The 16,570-nt window shown below is 71.6% G+C and carries 9 protein-coding genes and 1 tRNA gene; all 10 read right to left on the bottom strand.

All coding sequences use genetic code 11. The features are described 5' to 3' along the window. Window positions 1–226: 226 nt before the first annotated feature. Window positions 227–757, bottom strand: coding sequence for an SMI1/KNR4 family protein (locus ABZX30_RS29585; RefSeq protein WP_355938748.1), 531 nt, complete (start codon window positions 755–757; stop codon window positions 227–229). A gap of 506 nt (window positions 758–1,263) precedes the next feature. Next, a tRNA-Thr gene (locus ABZX30_RS29580) sits at window positions 1,264–1,337 on the bottom strand. Window positions 1,338–1,456: 119 nt separating this feature from the next. Further along, on the bottom strand, window positions 1,457–3,091 hold the full coding sequence (locus ABZX30_RS29575) for an alpha/beta hydrolase (RefSeq protein WP_355938746.1): 1,635 nt from the start codon (window positions 3,089–3,091) through the stop codon (window positions 1,457–1,459). Between the two features lie 83 nt (window positions 3,092–3,174). After that, window positions 3,175–4,380, bottom strand: coding sequence for a DNA polymerase III subunit delta' (locus tag ABZX30_RS29570; protein ID WP_355938744.1), 1,206 nt, complete (start codon window positions 4,378–4,380; stop codon window positions 3,175–3,177). Between the two features lie 118 nt (window positions 4,381–4,498). Further along, a complete protein-coding gene (gene tmk, locus ABZX30_RS29565; protein ID WP_355938742.1) occupies window positions 4,499–7,747 on the bottom strand; it encodes a dTMP kinase in 3,249 nt (1,082 codons plus the stop codon). Window positions 7,748–7,965: 218 nt separating this feature from the next. Continuing rightward, complete coding sequence (topA, locus tag ABZX30_RS29560; RefSeq protein WP_355938740.1) at window positions 7,966–10,785, bottom strand: type I DNA topoisomerase; 2,820 nt, start codon at window positions 10,783–10,785, stop codon at window positions 7,966–7,968. Between the two features lie 259 nt (window positions 10,786–11,044). After that, complete coding sequence (locus ABZX30_RS29555; protein WP_355938750.1) at window positions 11,045–11,242, bottom strand: hypothetical protein; 198 nt, start codon at window positions 11,240–11,242, stop codon at window positions 11,045–11,047. A gap of 425 nt (window positions 11,243–11,667) precedes the next feature. Beyond that, on the bottom strand, window positions 11,668–13,206 hold the full coding sequence (locus ABZX30_RS29550; protein WP_355938738.1) for a class I SAM-dependent methyltransferase: 1,539 nt from the start codon (window positions 13,204–13,206) through the stop codon (window positions 11,668–11,670). A gap of 19 nt (window positions 13,207–13,225) precedes the next feature. Continuing rightward, complete coding sequence (locus ABZX30_RS29545) at window positions 13,226–13,834, bottom strand: small secreted protein (RefSeq protein ID WP_355938736.1); 609 nt, start codon at window positions 13,832–13,834, stop codon at window positions 13,226–13,228. A gap of 194 nt (window positions 13,835–14,028) precedes the next feature. Beyond that, window positions 14,029–16,437: a sodium-translocating pyrophosphatase gene (locus ABZX30_RS29540; RefSeq protein ID WP_355938735.1), complete on the bottom strand. Its 2,409-nt coding sequence runs from the start codon at window positions 16,435–16,437 to the stop codon at window positions 14,029–14,031. Window positions 16,438–16,570: the final 133 nt, after the last annotated feature.

Raw genomic sequence — 16,570 nt, 5'->3', positions numbered from 1 at the left:
GCCTTCGCAATGCCGACAACCAACGGCTACGGACACGCTGCGTCACCACCCGCCGGGCCCGCGGACACCTCCGCACCGCTCAACTTTGAAGACCCCGGATACTGGCTGCAGGCGGACAAGCCGAGCTGATCGACGTCGTCACAGGAAAATGGCCCCTGGTCACCCAGGGGCCATTTTCTTTTTCGGGTGGTTCGTCGTCAACCGCGGGGATGCTGCCTGGTCCCGGTCAACGCCACTCGATACCGCCGTCCACCACGCGGGCGTTCGTGCTCATGAGATCGGCAAGTTCATCGAAGAACTCCGTCAGCGAGTTGTGGGTCCCGAGGCGGTTCATGTCCCCGTCGTTCCATTTCCCCACCGCCCCTGTCCTGCCGTCAATGAACCGTCCGTACAGTTCGTCACTGTCGGCGATGAACGGGAACCACTCGCGACGCCATACCAGGACCTCGTCGTCCTCGTCATCAGGTACGTCACCCGTCCTCTGGAAATCCATCCGCCGCTCATACACCTTGACCAGCTCGGCAGTGGACAGAAGGTGCCACCCGTACGGTACGAAACTGCTGCCGGGGGCCGGAGACAGCCATCCCTGCCGGGCCTCCTTCATTCCCACGCCGTTGTTGATGAGGAGCCATACCCGCAACTCTTCGGGGAGCGACAGGCCCAGTTTGCTCTCTGCGTCGCTGATCTGCTTCGACGTCGCGGGTGGTTGCAATGCCGCGGTGTTCTTCGGAGCATTCCGCTCCAGCCATTGCGTCACGCGGCCCCATGCCCGACGCACTTCGTCCGCCCCACTTGGCATACCAGGTCCTCTTTCCGGGTGACCGGCCTGCATTCTCTGCCCCTCCCCGCACAGCAGACGCCTCGTCGCGTGGTGGGAGTCCAACGATACGAACGACGTTCTGGCGCACAAGGACCGGGCCCAGGGCTCCGGTGTAGTGCGTGATGCGGTTCGTGTGGCGAACTGCCAGCTCAGCGGTGCTCTCGAAGCGCGGCAGACAGAGGCAGGAGGACATCCCGGCTCCAGGGACGCACCCGGGGCATCGGCCTCGGCCCCGCGGAGACCCTCCAGATCAAGGTTGCCACCGTGAACAGAGGTGGCGGACGCCCTCGACGTCGGCCGTAAGGTCGCACTGGCGCTTTTGGATGCGTCGCTCACCGACGCCTAGCGATCAAAACCGCATGTACTAAATGCGCATGACCCCCTGGCAGTGATCTTGCCGGGGGGCCGTCGCGTTAGGCTGTTGACCAGCCACTTCGCCTCGGAGCCGCTTTCGGGATTCGAACCCGAGACCTACGCATTACGAGTGCGTTGCTCTGGCCATCTGAGCTAAAGCGGCGCGCTGCCCGCACCATGGTGCGATCAGCAACGTCGGTAAGTCTACACAGTTTCCGGGGGTGCTTCGCACACGCCCCGGGGCAGGGGGCTCCGGGGCGTGTGGCGGGGCGGGGAGCCGGGTCAGGTGCAGCGCTTGCCTGCGGCGGGGGGTGTGCCGCGCAGGAGGTAGGTGTTGATCGCGGAGTCGATGCAGGCGCTGCCCCGCGTGTAGGCGGTGTGGCCGTCGCCGACGTAGGTGAGGAGGCGGCCCGAGGAGAGCTGACCGGCGAGGGACTGGGCCCAGCGGTAGGGGGTGGCCGGGTCGCGGGTGGTGCCGACCACGACGATCGGGGCGGACCCCCCGGCCTGGATGCGGTGGGGTTCGCCGGTGGGCTTCACCGGCCAGTACGCGCAGTTCAGGGAGGCCCAGGCGAGGCCCTCACCAAAGACCGGGGAGGCCTTCTCGAAGGTGGGGAGGGCCTTCTCGACCTGGTCGGGGGTGGCGAACGCGGCCGGCAGGTCCAGGCAGTTCACGGCGGCGTTGGCGTACATCAGGTTCGTGTAGTGGCCCGCGGCGTCGCGTTCGTAGTAGCTGTCGGAGAGGGCCAGCAGACCCGCACCGTCCTTGTTCTTCATCGCCGAGGCCAGGGCGGCCCGCAGTTGCGGCCAGGCCTCCTGGTCGTACATCGCGGCGATCACCCCGGTCGTGGCCAGGGCCTCACCGAGCTTGCGGCCGCCCGCGTCGCCGGTGGGAACGGGGTGGGCGTCGAGCTTGCGGAAGAAGGCCTTGAGGTTGTCGCCGACCTGGGCGGGCGTCGTGCCCCTGTGGCCGAGCGGGCAGTCGCTGTGCCGTACGCAGTCCCTCGCGAAGGCCTGGAACGCCGTCTCGAAGCCGGCGGTCTGGTCCAGGTTCATGCGGCGCGCGGAGAGCGAGGGATCCATCGCGCCGTCCAGGACCACCCGGCCCACGCGCGCGGGGAACAGGCCCGCGTACGTCGCCCCGAGGAACGTCCCGTACGACGCCCCCACGTAGTTCAGCTTCCGGTCGCCCAGTACGGCCCGCAGGATGTCCATGTCCCGGGCCGCCTCCACCGTGGAGACGTGACGGAGCAGCCGGGAGTCGTGCGCCCCGCACCCCTCGGCGAACTTCCTGTACTCCTTGACCAGCGCGTTCGTCTCCTTCCGGTCGTCGGGGGTGACGTCCGTCTGGGTGTAGGCGTCCATCTGCCGCGCGCTGAGGCATTCGACGGGCTCACTGCGGGCGACACCGCGCGGGTCCATCGCGACCATGTCGTAGCGGGAGCGGACCTGGGACGGGTAGCCGATGCCGGCGTACTGCTGGAGGTAGGCGATCGCCGAGCCGCCCGGCCCGCCCGGGTTGACCAGGAGCGAGCCGATGGGCTTGCCCTTGCCGGTGGCCTTCTTGCGTGCGACGGCGAGGCGGACGTCTCCGGCGCCGGGCTTGTCGTAGTCCAGCGGGGCCTTCATCGTGGCGCACTGGAAGCCGGGGACACCGCAGCTGCGCCAGGTCAGTCTCTGCGTGTAGTACGACGTGAGGGCGGACGGGGTGCGGTGGGGCAGCGCGGCGAGCGCCGCCTCTGCCGCGCCGTCGGCCGCGGTCGTGGTCGTCGCGCTCGTCGTGCTCCCGGAGGAGCAGGCGGAGGCGAGCAGCGCGGCGGCCGCGAGGAGGGGCACGGCCACTCTGCCGCGGCGGGGCCGGGGTCGGGGGGTCTCGGTGGTTCGGGCGGTCGGGCGGAGGATTCGCCTGAGGTGCATCAGGCGAGCGTAACGCTGTGCCATGGATCGGATGCCCTACGTGTGCGCCGTGGCTCTTACGGGTGATGCCATCCGGGTGCCGGTCACCCCGCTCTCAGTGCCATCGTCATCGCCTCCACCGCCAGCAGCGGCGCCACATTGCGGTCCAGGGCCTCGCGGCAGGCGGCGATCGCCTCGATGCGGCGGAGTGTGGATTCCGGGGAGCTGCTCCGGGCGAGCCGCTCCAGAGCATCCTCGGCGTCCGCGTTGGCGATCGCCACCCGGGAGCCGAACTGGAGGGCGAGGACGTCGCGGTAGAAGGCGGTGAGGTCGCTCAGCGCGACGTCCAGGCTGTCGCGCTGCGTACGCGTCCTGCGCCGCTTCTGCATGTCCTCCAGGTCCTTCATCACGCCCGCCGTACCGCGCGGCAGCCGACCGCCCTGGGTGGCGCCGAGCGCAGCCTTCAGCTCCTCCGACTCCTTGCCGTCCATGTCCTCGGCGAGCTGCTTGGCGTCCTCCGCCGCGGCGTCCACCAGCTCCTGCGCGGCCCTGAGACAGGCACCGACCTCGTCGAGCCGCAGCGGCAGCTTCAGCACGGCGGCACGGCGCTCGCGGGCGGCGGGGTCGGTGGCCAGGCGGCGGGCCCGGTCGACATGGCCCTGTGTGGCGCGGGACGCCGCGGCGGCCACGCCGGGTTCGACGCCCTCGCGCCGGACGAGCATGTCGGCGACGGCGTCGACCGGGGGCGTGCGCAGGGTGAGGTGGCGGCAGCGGGAGCGGATGGTGGGCAGGACGTCCTCGATCGAGGGGGCGCACAGCAGCCAGACCGTACGCGGGGCGGGCTCCTCCACGGCCTTGAGGACGGCGTTGGCGGACTTCTCGTTCAGCCGCTCGGCGTCCTCGACGAGGATGATCTGCCAGCGGCCGTTCGCCGGTGCGGTGAACGACTTGCGGACCGTGTCCCGCATGTCCTTCACCAGGATCTCGGCGCCGACCGCGGCGACCGTGGTGACGTCGGCGTGGGTGCCGACGAGTGCGGTGTGGCAGCCGTCGCAGAAGCCGCAGCCGGGGGTCCCGCCGAGGGCGCGGTCGGGGCTCACGCACTGCAGCGCGGCGGCGAAGGCCCGCGCCGCCTGGTTGCGGCCCGCCCCGGGCGGCCCCGTGAACAGCCAGGCGTGCGTCATCCGGGACGCCTCCGGCCGGGGGGCGTCGGTGGCGACCGCGGTGACGAGGGCGTCGGCGTCCCGAGCGGCGGCCTCGAGCACCGCGCTCACCTTCTCCTGCCCGACGAGGTCGTCCCACACGGTCATGGGTCACGCCGCCCTTCCGTCACGTTCACCTTGCGCAGTCCATTGTGCGGGGTGGCTCTGACAACGGCCCGGTCGACGGCTGCCCGGCCCACGGCGGCCCGGTCGGCGAAGGAGTGCCTCAGCGCCCCCGGCCCCGCCGGGGGCGCTGACCCTCGTCGGGATCGTCGTCGTCGCGGTGCGGTCCGAGCAGTTCGTCCGCCAGCGACGGCAGGTCGTCCAGCGGGGTCTCCTCGGCCCAGTCGGACCGCTGCCGCCGCCGGGGCGCCCCGTCCTCGTCGACCTGCGGCAGCTCCCGGGTCCGGTCGCCGGAGCCGTCGGGGCCCGCGGCCGGCCGCTCGCCCGGGGCCGGCCGCTCGTCGCGGAAGAACCCCTGCGGCACCCGCTGCGCGGGGTCCGCGCCCCGTACCGGGGGCAGTACGGCGGTCTCGTCCGCCGGATCGGTCGGCACCGGGGGCAGTACGGCGGTCTCGTCCGCCGCGCCGGCCGGCACCGGCGGCAGCACCGCCGTCTCGTCCGCCGCGCCGGAGGGCGCCGGAGGCTGCGGCAGTTCCGCCGTCGTCTCGGAGTCGGTGTCCCGGTCCCGGACGGGCCGCAGCACGGCCGTCTGCTCCGCGGGACCGCCCGGATCCGCCGGACCGGCCGAATCCGCCCGGCCGCCCGGCGCGTTCCCCGGCGTCACGACGGGCGTGGGCACCGTCACGGCCTCCGGCGGGGCCGACGCGGCATCGGGAACCACCGGGCGCGGACCGGCCTGCACCTCGGCCGCGGCCCGCTCGGCCGCCCTGCGGGCCTCCTCGGCACGCAGCAGCGCCTCCTCGGCCTTGCGCTGCTTCTCCAGGCGCCGCGCCTCGGCGTCGGCGTGCAGCCGGGCCTGTTCCTCGGCCTCCCTGCGCCGCCGCTCCTCCTCGGCCCGGCGGCGGGCCTCCTCCTCGGCGCGGGCCTTCTCCTCGGCGAGCAGCCGCTGCCGCTCCTCCTCGGCCCGGCGCCGCGCTTCCTCGGCCCGCTGCCGGGCCTCCTCCGCCTGCCGTTCGGCCTCCCGGCGCTGCGCCTCCTCCAGCTCGCGCCGCTTGCGCTCCTCCTCCTCGGCGCGCAGCTTGGCGAGCTGCTCCTGGCGCTCCCGCTCCAGGCGCTCCTCCTCGGCCTTGCGGGCGGCCTCCTCCTCGGCCCTGCGGCGGGCCTCCTCCTCGGCCTTCCTCCGCGCCTCCTCTTGGGCCTTGATCTCCGCTTCGGACAGCGGCAGCACGGTGTCGAGCCGGTGCCGGATCACGGTCGTGACGGCCTCGGGCTCCTGACCGGCGTCGACGACCAGGTAGCGGCCGGGGTCGGAGGCGGCGAGGGTGAGGAAACCGGCCCGCACGCGTGCGTGGAACTCGGCGGGCTCCGACTCCAGCCGGTCCGGGGCCTCCGTGAACCGCTCGCGGGCGGTCTCCGGGGAGACGTCGAGCAGGACGGTCAGGTGCGGGACGAGTCCGTTGGTCGCCCAGCGGTTGATGCGGGCGATCTCGGTCGGGGACAGGTCGCGGCCCGCCCCCTGGTAGGCCACCGACGAGTCGATGTACCGGTCGGAGACGACGACGGCCCCCCGCTCCAGGGCGGGCCGTACGACGGTGTCGATGTGCTCCGCCCTGTCGGCGGCGTACAGCAGCGCCTCCGCCCGGTGCGACAGGCCCGCCGACGACACGTCCAGCAGGATGGAGCGCAGCCTCTTGCCCACCGGCGTCGCCCCGGGCTCACGGGTGAGCACGACCTCGTGGCCCTTGGCGCGGATCCACTCGGCGAGGGCCTCGGCCTGGGTGGACTTGCCGGCGCCGTCGCCGCCCTCCAGGGCGATGAAGAAGCCGTTGCCCGCCGCCGGGGCCGTGTCGGGGTCGTCGCCGCCGAGCAGCGCGTCCCGCAGGTCGTGCCGCAGCGGGACCCCGGAGCGGTCGTCGGCCTTGGCCAGCACCAGCGCGGCCACCGGCAGCAGCAGCGCGCCGACCAGCATCAGCGTGAACGCCGCGCCACCGTGCGCGAACACGAACTTGCCGTTCTCCAGGCGGTGCGGGCCGATGAGCGCCGCCACCAGGGGCGCGATCAGCGCGCCGAGCGCCACGAAGACCCGTACCACCGCGTGCAGGTGTTCGGTCGTGCGCGGCCGGCGGTACTCCTCGCTCTCCTGGTCGAGGAGGGTGTGCCCGGTGTTGGCGGCGACACCGGCGCCGATGCCGGCCAGCGCGGAGATCAGCAGCACGCTGGTCACGTCCGGGACCAGACCGGCGGCCAGCAGCGCGATTCCGGTGAAGGCGATCGCCAGCGCCAGCATCCGGCGACGGGAGAGCGAGGGCAGGAGGGAGGGCGCCGTACGGATGCCGACGCCGACCCCGCCGGTCAGCGCGAGCACCAGCAGCCCGTACAGCACCGGACCGCCGCCCAGGTCCTTGGCGTGCAGGACGGCCACGGCCACGGCGGCGGAGATCGCCGCGGCGACGGCGGCGCAGGCCAGGACGAACAGCGGCAGCGCGCCCGTGCGGCCCTTGTCGGTGCCCGTGCCGCTCTTGGGGCGGCGCAGTCCCTCGAGCGGGGACCGCGCGCGCGGGGTGCGCGTGGCGGGCAGTTCCAGGGAGGTCAGCACGGACAGCGAGGCGGCGAACAGACCGGCCGCCACGTACGCCCCGAGGGCCGCCTGGTGCTGGGCGAACCAGGCGATCCCGGCGCCCAGCAGGTTGTTGAACAGCGAGGCGACGACGAGGGCGACGGCGGCCAGGGGGACCGCGACGAAGCCGGTGCGCAGTGACAGGCGGCGCAGCGCGTCCATGTGGTCCGGCAACGGCCGCACCGTCGCGCCCTCAGGGGGCGGGGCGGGCAGCAGCGCCGGGGCCGCGCTCTCCCGGCACACGGTCCAGAAACGCTCGGCGACCCCGCTCACGAAGGCGGTGACCAGCAGGAGGGCCGGCGCGTCGGCAGGGGTCCAGTCGATCCACAGCGGGGCGACGATCAGCAGGGCGGCGCGCAGCCCGTCGGCGCCGACCATGGTCCAGCGGCGGTCGAGCGGGCCCTCTTGTGCGGTGAGCGAGGTGAGCGGTCCGAGCAGGACGGCTCCGAAGAGGAGGGTCGCCAGGACGCGCGCCGCGAAGACGGTCGCCACCGCGAACGCCACGCCCCGGTAGCCCCCGCCGAACGAGCCTTCGGCGATCGCGGCCTGCAGGGCGAGGACGACCAGCACGAAGAGCGTGAGGGTGTCGCCGACACCGCTCACGAGCTGCGCGCTCCACAGCCGCTTCAGCTGGGGCCGCCGCAGCAGCGCACGGACGGCGCGCTCACGGGAGTCCGCCACGAGGGTGTCGTCGGGGGCCGGGTGGTGGGCCGTCGGCTGCTCGGCTCGCGTCATGGATTCAGCCTATCGGCAGCGGCTGACAGCCTGTGATGGCCGTCCGGGCGTGCGCACACCCCGACACCAAAGTGATGCCGGGGCGTTCTCTTCGCGAAGTACTCGTGTGACTTGTGTGAAGGACCGGCGGGTGCCGGGCCACCGGGGTACCGGACCCTCAGTGGTCCGGCACTCGGCCGGTCCTCCGGCGTTTCGCCCCGGTCCTGCGCCGCCTCGCCTCAGTCCTCCGCCGCCTTGGAGGCGGTCGCCTTCTTCGCGGTGGTCTTCTTGGCGGTGGTCTTCTTGGCGGCCGTGGTGGTCTTCTTCGCGGCCGTCTTCTTCGCCGCGGTCTTCTTCGCCGGGGCGGCCTTCTTCGCGGGCGCCTTCTTCGCCGTCTTCTTGGCCGGCCCCTTGGCCCGCTTCTCGGCGAGCAGCTCGAAGCCGCGCTCCGGGGTGATCGTCTCGACGCTGTCGCCGGAGCGCAGGGTCGCGTTGGTCTCCCCGTCGGTGACGTACGGGCCGAACCGGCCGTCCTTGACCACGACCGGCTTGCCGCTGACCGGGTCCTCGCCCAGCTCCTTCAGCGGCGGCTTGGCGGCGGCGCGACCGCGCTGCTTCGGCTGGGCGTAGATCGCCTGCGCCTCTTCCAGCGTGATCGTGAAGATCTGGTCCTCGGACTGCAGGGAGCGCGAGTCCGTGCCCTTCTTCAGGTAGGGGCCGTACCGGCCGTTCTGCGCGGTGATCTCCACGCCGTCCGCGTCCGTGCCGACGACGCGCGGCAGCGACATCAGCTTCAGGGCGTCCTGGAGGGTGACCGTGTCCAGCGACATCGACTTCAACAGCGAGGCCGTACGCGGCTTGACCGCGTTCTTGCCGGTCTTCGGAGTGCCCTCGGGCAGCACCTCGGTGACGTACGGGCCGTAGCGGCCGTCCTTGGCGATGATCTGGTGGCCGGTCTCCGGGTCGGCGCCCAGCTCGAAGTCACCGCTCGGCTTGGCGAGCAGCTCCTCCGCCAGCTCGACGGACAGCTCGTCCGGCGCCAGGTCCTCGGGGATGTCCGCGCGCTGGTGCTGCTCGGTGTCCTTCTCGCCGCGCTCGATGTACGGGCCGTACCGGCCGACCCGCAGCACGATGTCGTTGCCCACGGGGAACGACGACACCTCGCGCGCGTCGATCGCGCCCAGGTCGGTCACCAGCTCCTTGAGACCGCCGAGGTGGTCCCCGTCGCCGTTGCCGGCGTCGGCCGCGGCGCCCGTCACGGACCCCTCGCCGAAGTAGAACCGCTTCAGCCACGGCACGGCCTGTGCCTCGCCGCGCGCGATGCGGTCGAGGTCGTCCTCCATCCTGGCGGTGAAGTCGTAGTCGACGAGCCGCCCGAAGTGCTTCTCCAGGAGGTTGACCACGGCGAAGGACAGGAAGGACGGCACCAGGGCCGTGCCCTTCTTGAAGACGTAGCCGCGGTCGAGGATCGTGCCGATGATCGACGCGTACGTCGACGGGCGGCCGATCTCGCGCTCTTCCAGCTCCTTGACCAGCGAGGCCTCGGTGTAGCGGGCCGGGGGCTTGGTGGCGTGCCCGTCGACCGTGATCTCCTCGGCGCTCAGCGGGTCACCCTCGGTGACCTGGGGCAGGCGGCGCTCGCGGTCGTCGAGCTCGGCGTTCGGGTCGTCGGCGCCCTCGACGTAGGCCTTCAGGAAGCCGTGGAAGGTGATCGTCTTGCCGGACGCGCTGAACTCGGCGTCCCGGCCGTCTGCGGCGGTGCCACCGATCCTCACGGTCACGCTGTTGCCGGTCGCGTCCTTCATCTGGGAGGCGACGGTCCGCTTCCAGATCAGTTCGTAGAGCTTGAACTGGTCGCCGGTCAGGCCGGTCTCGGCGGGCGTGCGGAAACGATCACCCGAGGGGCGGATCGCCTCGTGCGCCTCCTGCGCGTTCTTGACCTTGCCGGCGTACGTACGGGGCGTGTCCGGCAGGTACTGGGCGCCGTACAGCTGCGTGACCTGGGCGCGGGCGGCGTTGACCGCCGTGTCGCTCAGGGTCGTGGAGTCCGTACGCATGTACGTGATGTAGCCGTTCTCGTACAGCTTCTGCGCGACCTGCATGGTCGCCTTCGCGCCGAAGCCGAGCTTGCGGCTGGCCTCCTGCTGGAGCGTCGTCGTGCGGAACGGGGCGTACGGCGAGCGGCGGTAGGGCTTGGACTCGACGGACCGCACGGAGAAACGGGTGTTCTCCAGGGCGGCGGCGAGGGCGCGGGCGTTCGCCTCGTCGAGGTGGAGGGTGTTCGCGCTCTTCAGTTGCCCCAGGGAGTCGAAGTCGCGGCCCTGCGCGACCCGCCTGCCGTCGACGGTCTGCAGACGGGCGACCAGCGACGACGGGTCCGACGGGTCCCCCGCCCGGCCGGTGGAGAAGGTGCCCGTCAGGTCCCAGTACTCGGCGGAACGGAAGGCGATGCGCTCGCGTTCCCGCTCCACGACGAGCCGGGTGGCGACGGACTGGACCCGGCCCGCCGACAGACGCGGCATGACCTTCTTCCACAGCACCGGCGAGACCTCGTAGCCGTACAGGCGGTCGAGGATGCGGCGGGTCTCCTGGGCGTCGACCATGCGCTGGTTGAGATCGCGCGGATTGGCGACGGCCGCCCGGATCGCGTCCTTGGTGATCTCGTGGAACACCATCCGCTTGACCGGGACCTTGGGCTTCAGGACCTCCAGGAGGTGCCACGCGATGGCCTCGCCCTCGCGGTCCTCATCGGTGGCGAGGAAGAGTTCGTCGGAGTCCTTCAGCAGGTCCTTGAGCTTCTTGACCTGGGCCTTCTTGTCGGCGTTGACCACGTAGATCGGCTCGAAGTCGTGGTCGACGTCCACGCCGAGGCGGCGGACCTCGCCGGTGTACTTCTCCGGCACCTCCGCGGCGCCGTTGGGGAGGTCGCGGATGTGCCCGACGCTCGCTTCGACGACGTAGCCGGGGCCGAGGTAGCCCTTGATCGTCTTCGCCTTGGCAGGCGACTCGACGATGACGAGTCGGCGGCCGCCCTGTGCGGTCTCGCTGGTCGGGGACAACTTCGCTCTTCTCTCCGGTCGACGCCGGGCCCCCAGGCCTTGGTCCGGGGGCGCGGCGTTGCTGTGTGGCTATCTCTTGTGACGCTGCGGAGTGTGACGGTACATCCCGCCCCCGTGTCAAACGGGAAAAGCTCACAACGGCCACTCGAACGGTAACCCGACTACCGCCCTTCCTGCCGCCCGGAGTCTCCAGCCGACCGACCGACCCTGTCCGGAGCGTGACGCTTCCTTTACGGGGACGACAGGGTGGGGGCGGTCCTCAGAGGCGGGTCAGACAGTACGTTCCGAGGCCCAGCGCGATCACCGCGGCGAGGCCCGCGAAGGTCGCCGATGCGACCCGATTCACACCGGCGGCGACCGGCTCACCACGTCGGAGCCGAGTGGCGGTCCACACCAGCAGTGCGGCTCCGAACAGGGCGAACACCGCTCCCGTGAAGATCGCCGGTCCGCTCTCCATGACTTCGCGCGCCCCCTGTCCGCCGTTCATCGGTGCCCGGCGCGGGGAGAGTGACACGTCCGGGCGGCGGGCGGGCGAACCATGGGTGAACACCGGGGCGACCACGCTCCGCGCGCTCCTTCGCGCCCCGCGGGACGGCCGGTGGGGCGCCGGTAATTTTCCGGTCGAATATTTCCGTCGGCGGGACGCGGAAGCGCGAGGACCCGATTCCGGGCGCTTGGCCGGTTTCCGACGGCCGGGGTCAGCAGGTCCCAAGGGGAGGGGGCGGGCCGGGCCGTACGGAGCGTGGGTCAAGGCCCGGCCGGGCCGGACGGCGCCGGCCGATGCGCCGCCCTCCCGGCGTCCGGGGCGCCGGATCCCCCGGCCGGTCCTCTCTCTCCGGCCTCGAGCCCCACGCTCCCGGACCGGCGCACCCCGGCCCCGGCTCACCCCGCCGGCTCGAGGAAACCCTGTTCCACCAGCAGCCGGATCTGCGCCGGCGTGCGGTCGCGCAGGATCACGGGGTCCTCGCCCATCAGCTGGGCGATGGCGTCGAGGATGCGGCCCGCGCTGAGCGTGCCGTCGCAGACGCCCGCGAAGCCGGCGCCGACGGTGTCCACCTTGGTGGCGCGGCGCATCCCGCGGTGCTGGCGCAGCACCACGTACTCGGGGTCCTCGGCGCCGGGCAGCCCCACCTGCTCCTGGACCACCTCGGCGGCGAGCTTGAAGTGTCCGGCGAGCAGGGCCGCGTCGTCGTGACCCCGCAGGTAGTCGAGGCGTTCGAAGTGGGCCCGGATCGTGTCCCCGAGCGGCTGTTCGATCGGATGCGGCCATTCCTCCACGGTGACCGAGGGCTCGGCGGCCCCGGTCCTGCGCAGCGTGATCCAGCCGAAGCCCACGCCCTTGACCTTCCGCGCCTCGAACTCGTCCAGCCAGGCGTCGTAGCGCGCCTGGTACTCGGCCGGGTCGGCCCGGTGGTCACCGGCGTCCCTCAGCCACAGCTCGGCGTACTGCGTGACGTCCTGCACCTCGCGCTGCACGATCCACGCGTCACACCCGCGCGGCACCCACGACCTGAGCCTGTCCTGCCAGTCCTCCCCTTCCACGTGCTGCCAGTTGGCGAGGAACTGCGCGAACCCGCCCTCGTTCAGCCGTTCCCCCGCTCCTTGAACGAGCGAGCGGCACAGATCGTCCCCGCCCATCCCGCCGTCGCGGTACGTCAGCCGGGCGCTCGGCGAGATCACGAAGGGCGGGTTGGACACGATCAGCTCGTACGTCTCCCCCTGCTTGACGGGCTCGAAGAGCGAGCCCTGGCGCAGGTCGGCGGCGGGGGCACCGGACAGCGCGAGGGTGAGCGCGGTGATGTGCAGGGCGCGCGGGTTCAGGTCGGTCGCCGTCACGCGCGTGGCGTGCCGGCCGGCGTGCAGCGCCTGGATGCCGGAGCCGGTGCCGAGGTCGAGCGCCGTACCGACGGGTGTGCGGACGGTGATGCCCGCGAGGGTGGTGGACGCGCCGCCGGCACCGAGCACGACGCCCTCGTCGCGGCTGCCGATGCCCCCCGCGCCGCCGACCGCGCAGCCCAGGTCGGACACGATGAACCAGTCCTCGCCGCCGGGACCGCCGTACGGCCGTACGTCCACGGCCGCGGCGACGTCGCTCCCGGCGGCGCCGCCCGGGCGCACCAGCCAGCCGCTCTCCAGGCACTCCTCGACGGGCAGCACGTCCGCCACGCGCGCGTGCGGCACCGGCTGCTGGAGCAGGAAGAGCCGTACGAGTGCTTCCAGGGGCGTGTCGCCGCGGGTCGCCCGGAGCGCGGGCACGGTCTCGCTACGGGCCAGCGCCGCGTAGGCGGGCGCGCCGAGCAGTTCCAGCAGCCCGTCGGCGGTGAAGGAGGCGCCGAGCAGGGCGTCGCGCAGCCGGGCGGCGATGTCGGGGCGGTCGGCGGACGGCAGGGAGGGCACGGTGGCGTTACTCACGCCCCCCATTGTCACCCGCGGGCCGGGCTCAGCCGGTGGTCGCCGATGTCGAGGCGGACACCTTCTTGCAGCTCGTCTGCTGGGCGATGGCGTCCTTGACGTCGCCCTGCTCCAGGTTCTGCAGCGCCGCGGTGCCGCTCTGGCTCTGCTTCTGCAGGTCCGTCATCTGGGTGGCGATGTCGTGCAGCCCGGTGGCGAACTTGCCCTGGTTCTTCGTGTCGAGGGCGTCGACCTTCTTCTTCAGGTCGGCGTAGGCCGCGGAGAGGTCGTTCAGGTTCTTGACGGCGGCCTGCTGCCGCTGGGCACCGTCGTCGACCCCGGGAGGCGCCCCGGCGCCGCTGATGGCCGCGGCGAGCGCCTTGTAGCCGTCGGACATGTCCTGGAAGGCCTGGGAGTCGGTCTTCTGGATGGTCGCCGGCGGGTTGGAGGTGTCCGAGGCGGTCTTCGTGATCGCGGCGTTGGCGGCCTTGATCTTGGCGTCCTGCGCCGGGACCGCGTCGCAGACCTGCTTGGCCCACGCGTCCAGCTCGGGGTTGCCCTTGTCGCCGCTGCTGCATCCCGTCAGCGCCACTGCCAGTACCGCACCGCCGGACAGCGCGGCCGCGAGCTTCTTGTTCACCGGTTTGGTCCCTTCCATGGCTCTCGGCCCCCGGAATCTACACGCCGGACAGCGGACATCCCAGTAATAACATCCGTTAAGACCGTATTGAGACTGTTTGAACCATGCGAGAGAAGGCTCACGGTGAGGCGGCCCCACATGCGGGAGCGGGCGGACGGCGCGTCAGTCCGCGCCCTCCGCCCGCCCCTTGAGCAGTGCGTCGACAAGGCGGTCTACGAAACCACCGCGGGATCAGCCGGTTTGGACGTCCGCTCCGCGTTTCCCTCCTCGTCCCCCACGGCGATGCCGCGCCGCTTGGAGACGTACACCGCGCCGACGATCACGACGAGCGCGAGGACCGCGATCGCGATCCGTACGCCGAGGTTCTTGTCCGCTCCGTAGGAGAACTTGATCACCGCGGGCGCGATGAGCAGCGACACCAGGTTCATGACCTTCAGCAGGGGGTTGATCGCGGGACCGGCGGTGTCCTTGAAGGGGTCGCCGACCGTGTCGCCGATCACCGTCGCCGCGTGGGCCTCGCTGCCCTTGCCGCCGTGGTGGCCGTCCTCGACGAGCTTCTTGGCGTTGTCCCAGGCGCCGCCGGAGTTGGCGAGGAACACCGCCATCAGCGTGCCCGCGCCGATCGCGCCCGCCAGGTACGAGCCGAGCGCCCCGACGCCGAGCGTGAACCCGATGAAGATCGGTGCCATGACGGCGAGCAGGCCGGGCGTGGCGAGCTCTCTGAGGGCGTCCTTGGTGCAGATGTCGACGACCTTGCCGTACTCGGGCTTCTCGGTGAAGTCCATGATCCCGGGGTGCTCGCGGAACTGCCGCCGCACCTCGAACACCACGGAACCCGCCGACCGCGACACCGCGTTGATCGCCAGCCCCGAGAAGAGGAAGACGACCGCCGCGCCCGCGATCAGGCCGACGAGGTTGTTCGGCTGGGAGATGTCCATGATCAGGCTCATCGGCGCGCCCGGTCCGGACAGCTTCTCGCCGACGTCGCGCGCTCCGGTGGTGATGGCGTCGCGGTACGACCCGAAGAGCGCCGACGCCGCCAGCACGGCGGTGGCGATGGCGATGCCCTTGGTGATGGCCTTGGTGGTGTTGCCGACCGCGTCCAGGCTGGTGAGCACCTGCGCGCCCGCGCCCTGCACATCGCCGGACATCTCCGCGATGCCCTGCGCGTTGTCGGAGACCGGGCCGAAGGTGTCCATGGCGACGATCACACCGACCGTGGTGAGCAGGCCGGTGCCGGCCAGGGCCACCGCGAACAGCGCCAGCATGATCGACGTGCCGCCGAGCAGGAACGCCCCGTACACGCCGAGACCGATCAGCAGGGCGGTGTAGACGGCCGATTCGAGGCCGACCGAGATGCCCGCGAGGACGACGGTGGCCGGGCCCGTGAGGGAGGTCTTGCCGATGTCCCGCACGGGGCGGCGGCTGGTCTCGGTGAAGTAGCCGGTGAGCTGCTGGATCACGGCGGCTAGCAGGATGCCGATGGCCACCGCGACCAGGGCGAGGATCCGCGGGTCGCCGTCCTTGCCCCTGATCGCCGCGTCGGTGACACCGTCGAGGTCGGCGTACTTGGCGGGCAGGTAGGTGAAGACCGCGACCGCCACCAGGGCCAGCGAGATCACCGCGGAGATGAAGAAACCGCGGTTGATCGCGGACATGCCGCTGCGGTCGGCGCGGCGCGGGGCGACCGCGAAGATGCCGATCATCGCGGTGAGCACGCCGATCGCGGGCACCAGCAGCGGGAAAGCGAGCCCGGAGTCGCCGAACGCCGCCTTGCCGAGGATGAGCGCGGCGACCAGGGTCACCGCGTACGACTCGAAGAGGTCGGCCGCCATGCCCGCGCAGTCGCCGACGTTGTCGCCCACGTTGTCGGCGATGGTCGCGGCATTGCGCGGATCGTCCTCCGGAATGCCCTGCTCGACCTTGCCGACCAGGTCGGCGCCGACGTCGGCGGCCTTGGTGAAGATGCCGCCGCCCACCCGCATGAACATGGCGATGAGGGCTGCGCCGAGGCCGAAGCCCTCGAGCACCTTCGGCGCGTCGGCCGCGTACACCAGCACCACACAGGAGGAGCCCAGCAGGCCGAGCCCCACCGTGAACATGCCGACGACGCCACCCGTGCGGAAAGCGATCTTCATGGCTTTGTGCGAGACGGTGGTGAGATCCTTTTCCGGCTCACCCTCCGCCGGAGTCGCTTCCCGGGCCGCCGCGGCTACGCGCACATTGCTGCGCACGGCCAGCCACATGCCGATATAGCCGGTGGCGGCCGAGAACGCCGCACCGATCAGGAAGAACACCGACCGTCCGGCACGCTGATTCCAGTCGTCCGCGGGCAGCAGCATGAGCAGGAAGAACACGAGGACGGCGAATACGCCGAGTGTGCGCAGTTGCCGGCCGAGATAGGCCTTGGCGCCTTCCTGCACCGCTTCCGCGATCTTCTTCATGCTGTCGGTGCCCTCGCCCGCCGCCAGTACCTGGCGCACCAGGACGCCCGCGACCACGAGCGCGGCCACCGCGACGGCCGCGATGACCGCCACGATGATCCGGTTGTCGTCGGTCAGGACTGCGACTGCGAAGGTTGTGGGGTGGTCAAGCTGATGAGGGGTAGAAAGCCCCGCCATTCGTCCTCCTTGACGCTTGGGCTGAGCTCAAGATGTGGACGGATTCTAGGTACCGGAACCTGATCTAAACAGAGCGCGGTAAACGGAATCAGCCTTCATCCGCTCTTCAGCAAATGATCGACATCGCGCCACT

Origin of the sequence: Streptomyces sp. NPDC004542 (genome assembly GCF_040610035.1) — a bacterium.
Classification (GTDB): Bacteria; Actinomycetota; Actinomycetes; order Streptomycetales; family Streptomycetaceae; genus Streptomyces.
The sequence above is the reverse complement of the archived record's forward strand: the minus strand, read 5'-3'. Positions and strand labels throughout refer to the sequence as shown.

Excerpts from the sequence above, each read along its gene's own strand:
- ABZX30_RS29575 (WP_355938746.1), bottom strand. The coding sequence starts at position 3,091 with ATGCACCTCAGGCGAATCCTCCGCCCGACCGCCCGAACCACCGAGACC.
- ABZX30_RS29570 (WP_355938744.1), bottom strand. The coding sequence starts at position 4,380 with ATGACCGTGTGGGACGACCTCGTCGGGCAGGAGAAGGTGAGCGCGGTG.
- tmk (WP_355938742.1), bottom strand. The coding sequence starts at position 7,747 with ATGACGCGAGCCGAGCAGCCGACGGCCCACCACCCGGCCCCCGACGAC.
- ABZX30_RS29555 (WP_355938750.1), bottom strand. The coding sequence starts at position 11,242 with ATGGAGAGCGGACCGGCGATCTTCACGGGAGCGGTGTTCGCCCTGTTC.
- ABZX30_RS29550 (WP_355938738.1), bottom strand. The coding sequence starts at position 13,206 with ATGGGGGGCGTGAGTAACGCCACCGTGCCCTCCCTGCCGTCCGCCGAC.
- ABZX30_RS29545 (WP_355938736.1), bottom strand. The coding sequence starts at position 13,834 with ATGGAAGGGACCAAACCGGTGAACAAGAAGCTCGCGGCCGCGCTGTCC.
- ABZX30_RS29540 (WP_355938735.1), bottom strand. The coding sequence starts at position 16,437 with ATGGCGGGGCTTTCTACCCCTCATCAGCTTGACCACCCCACAACCTTC.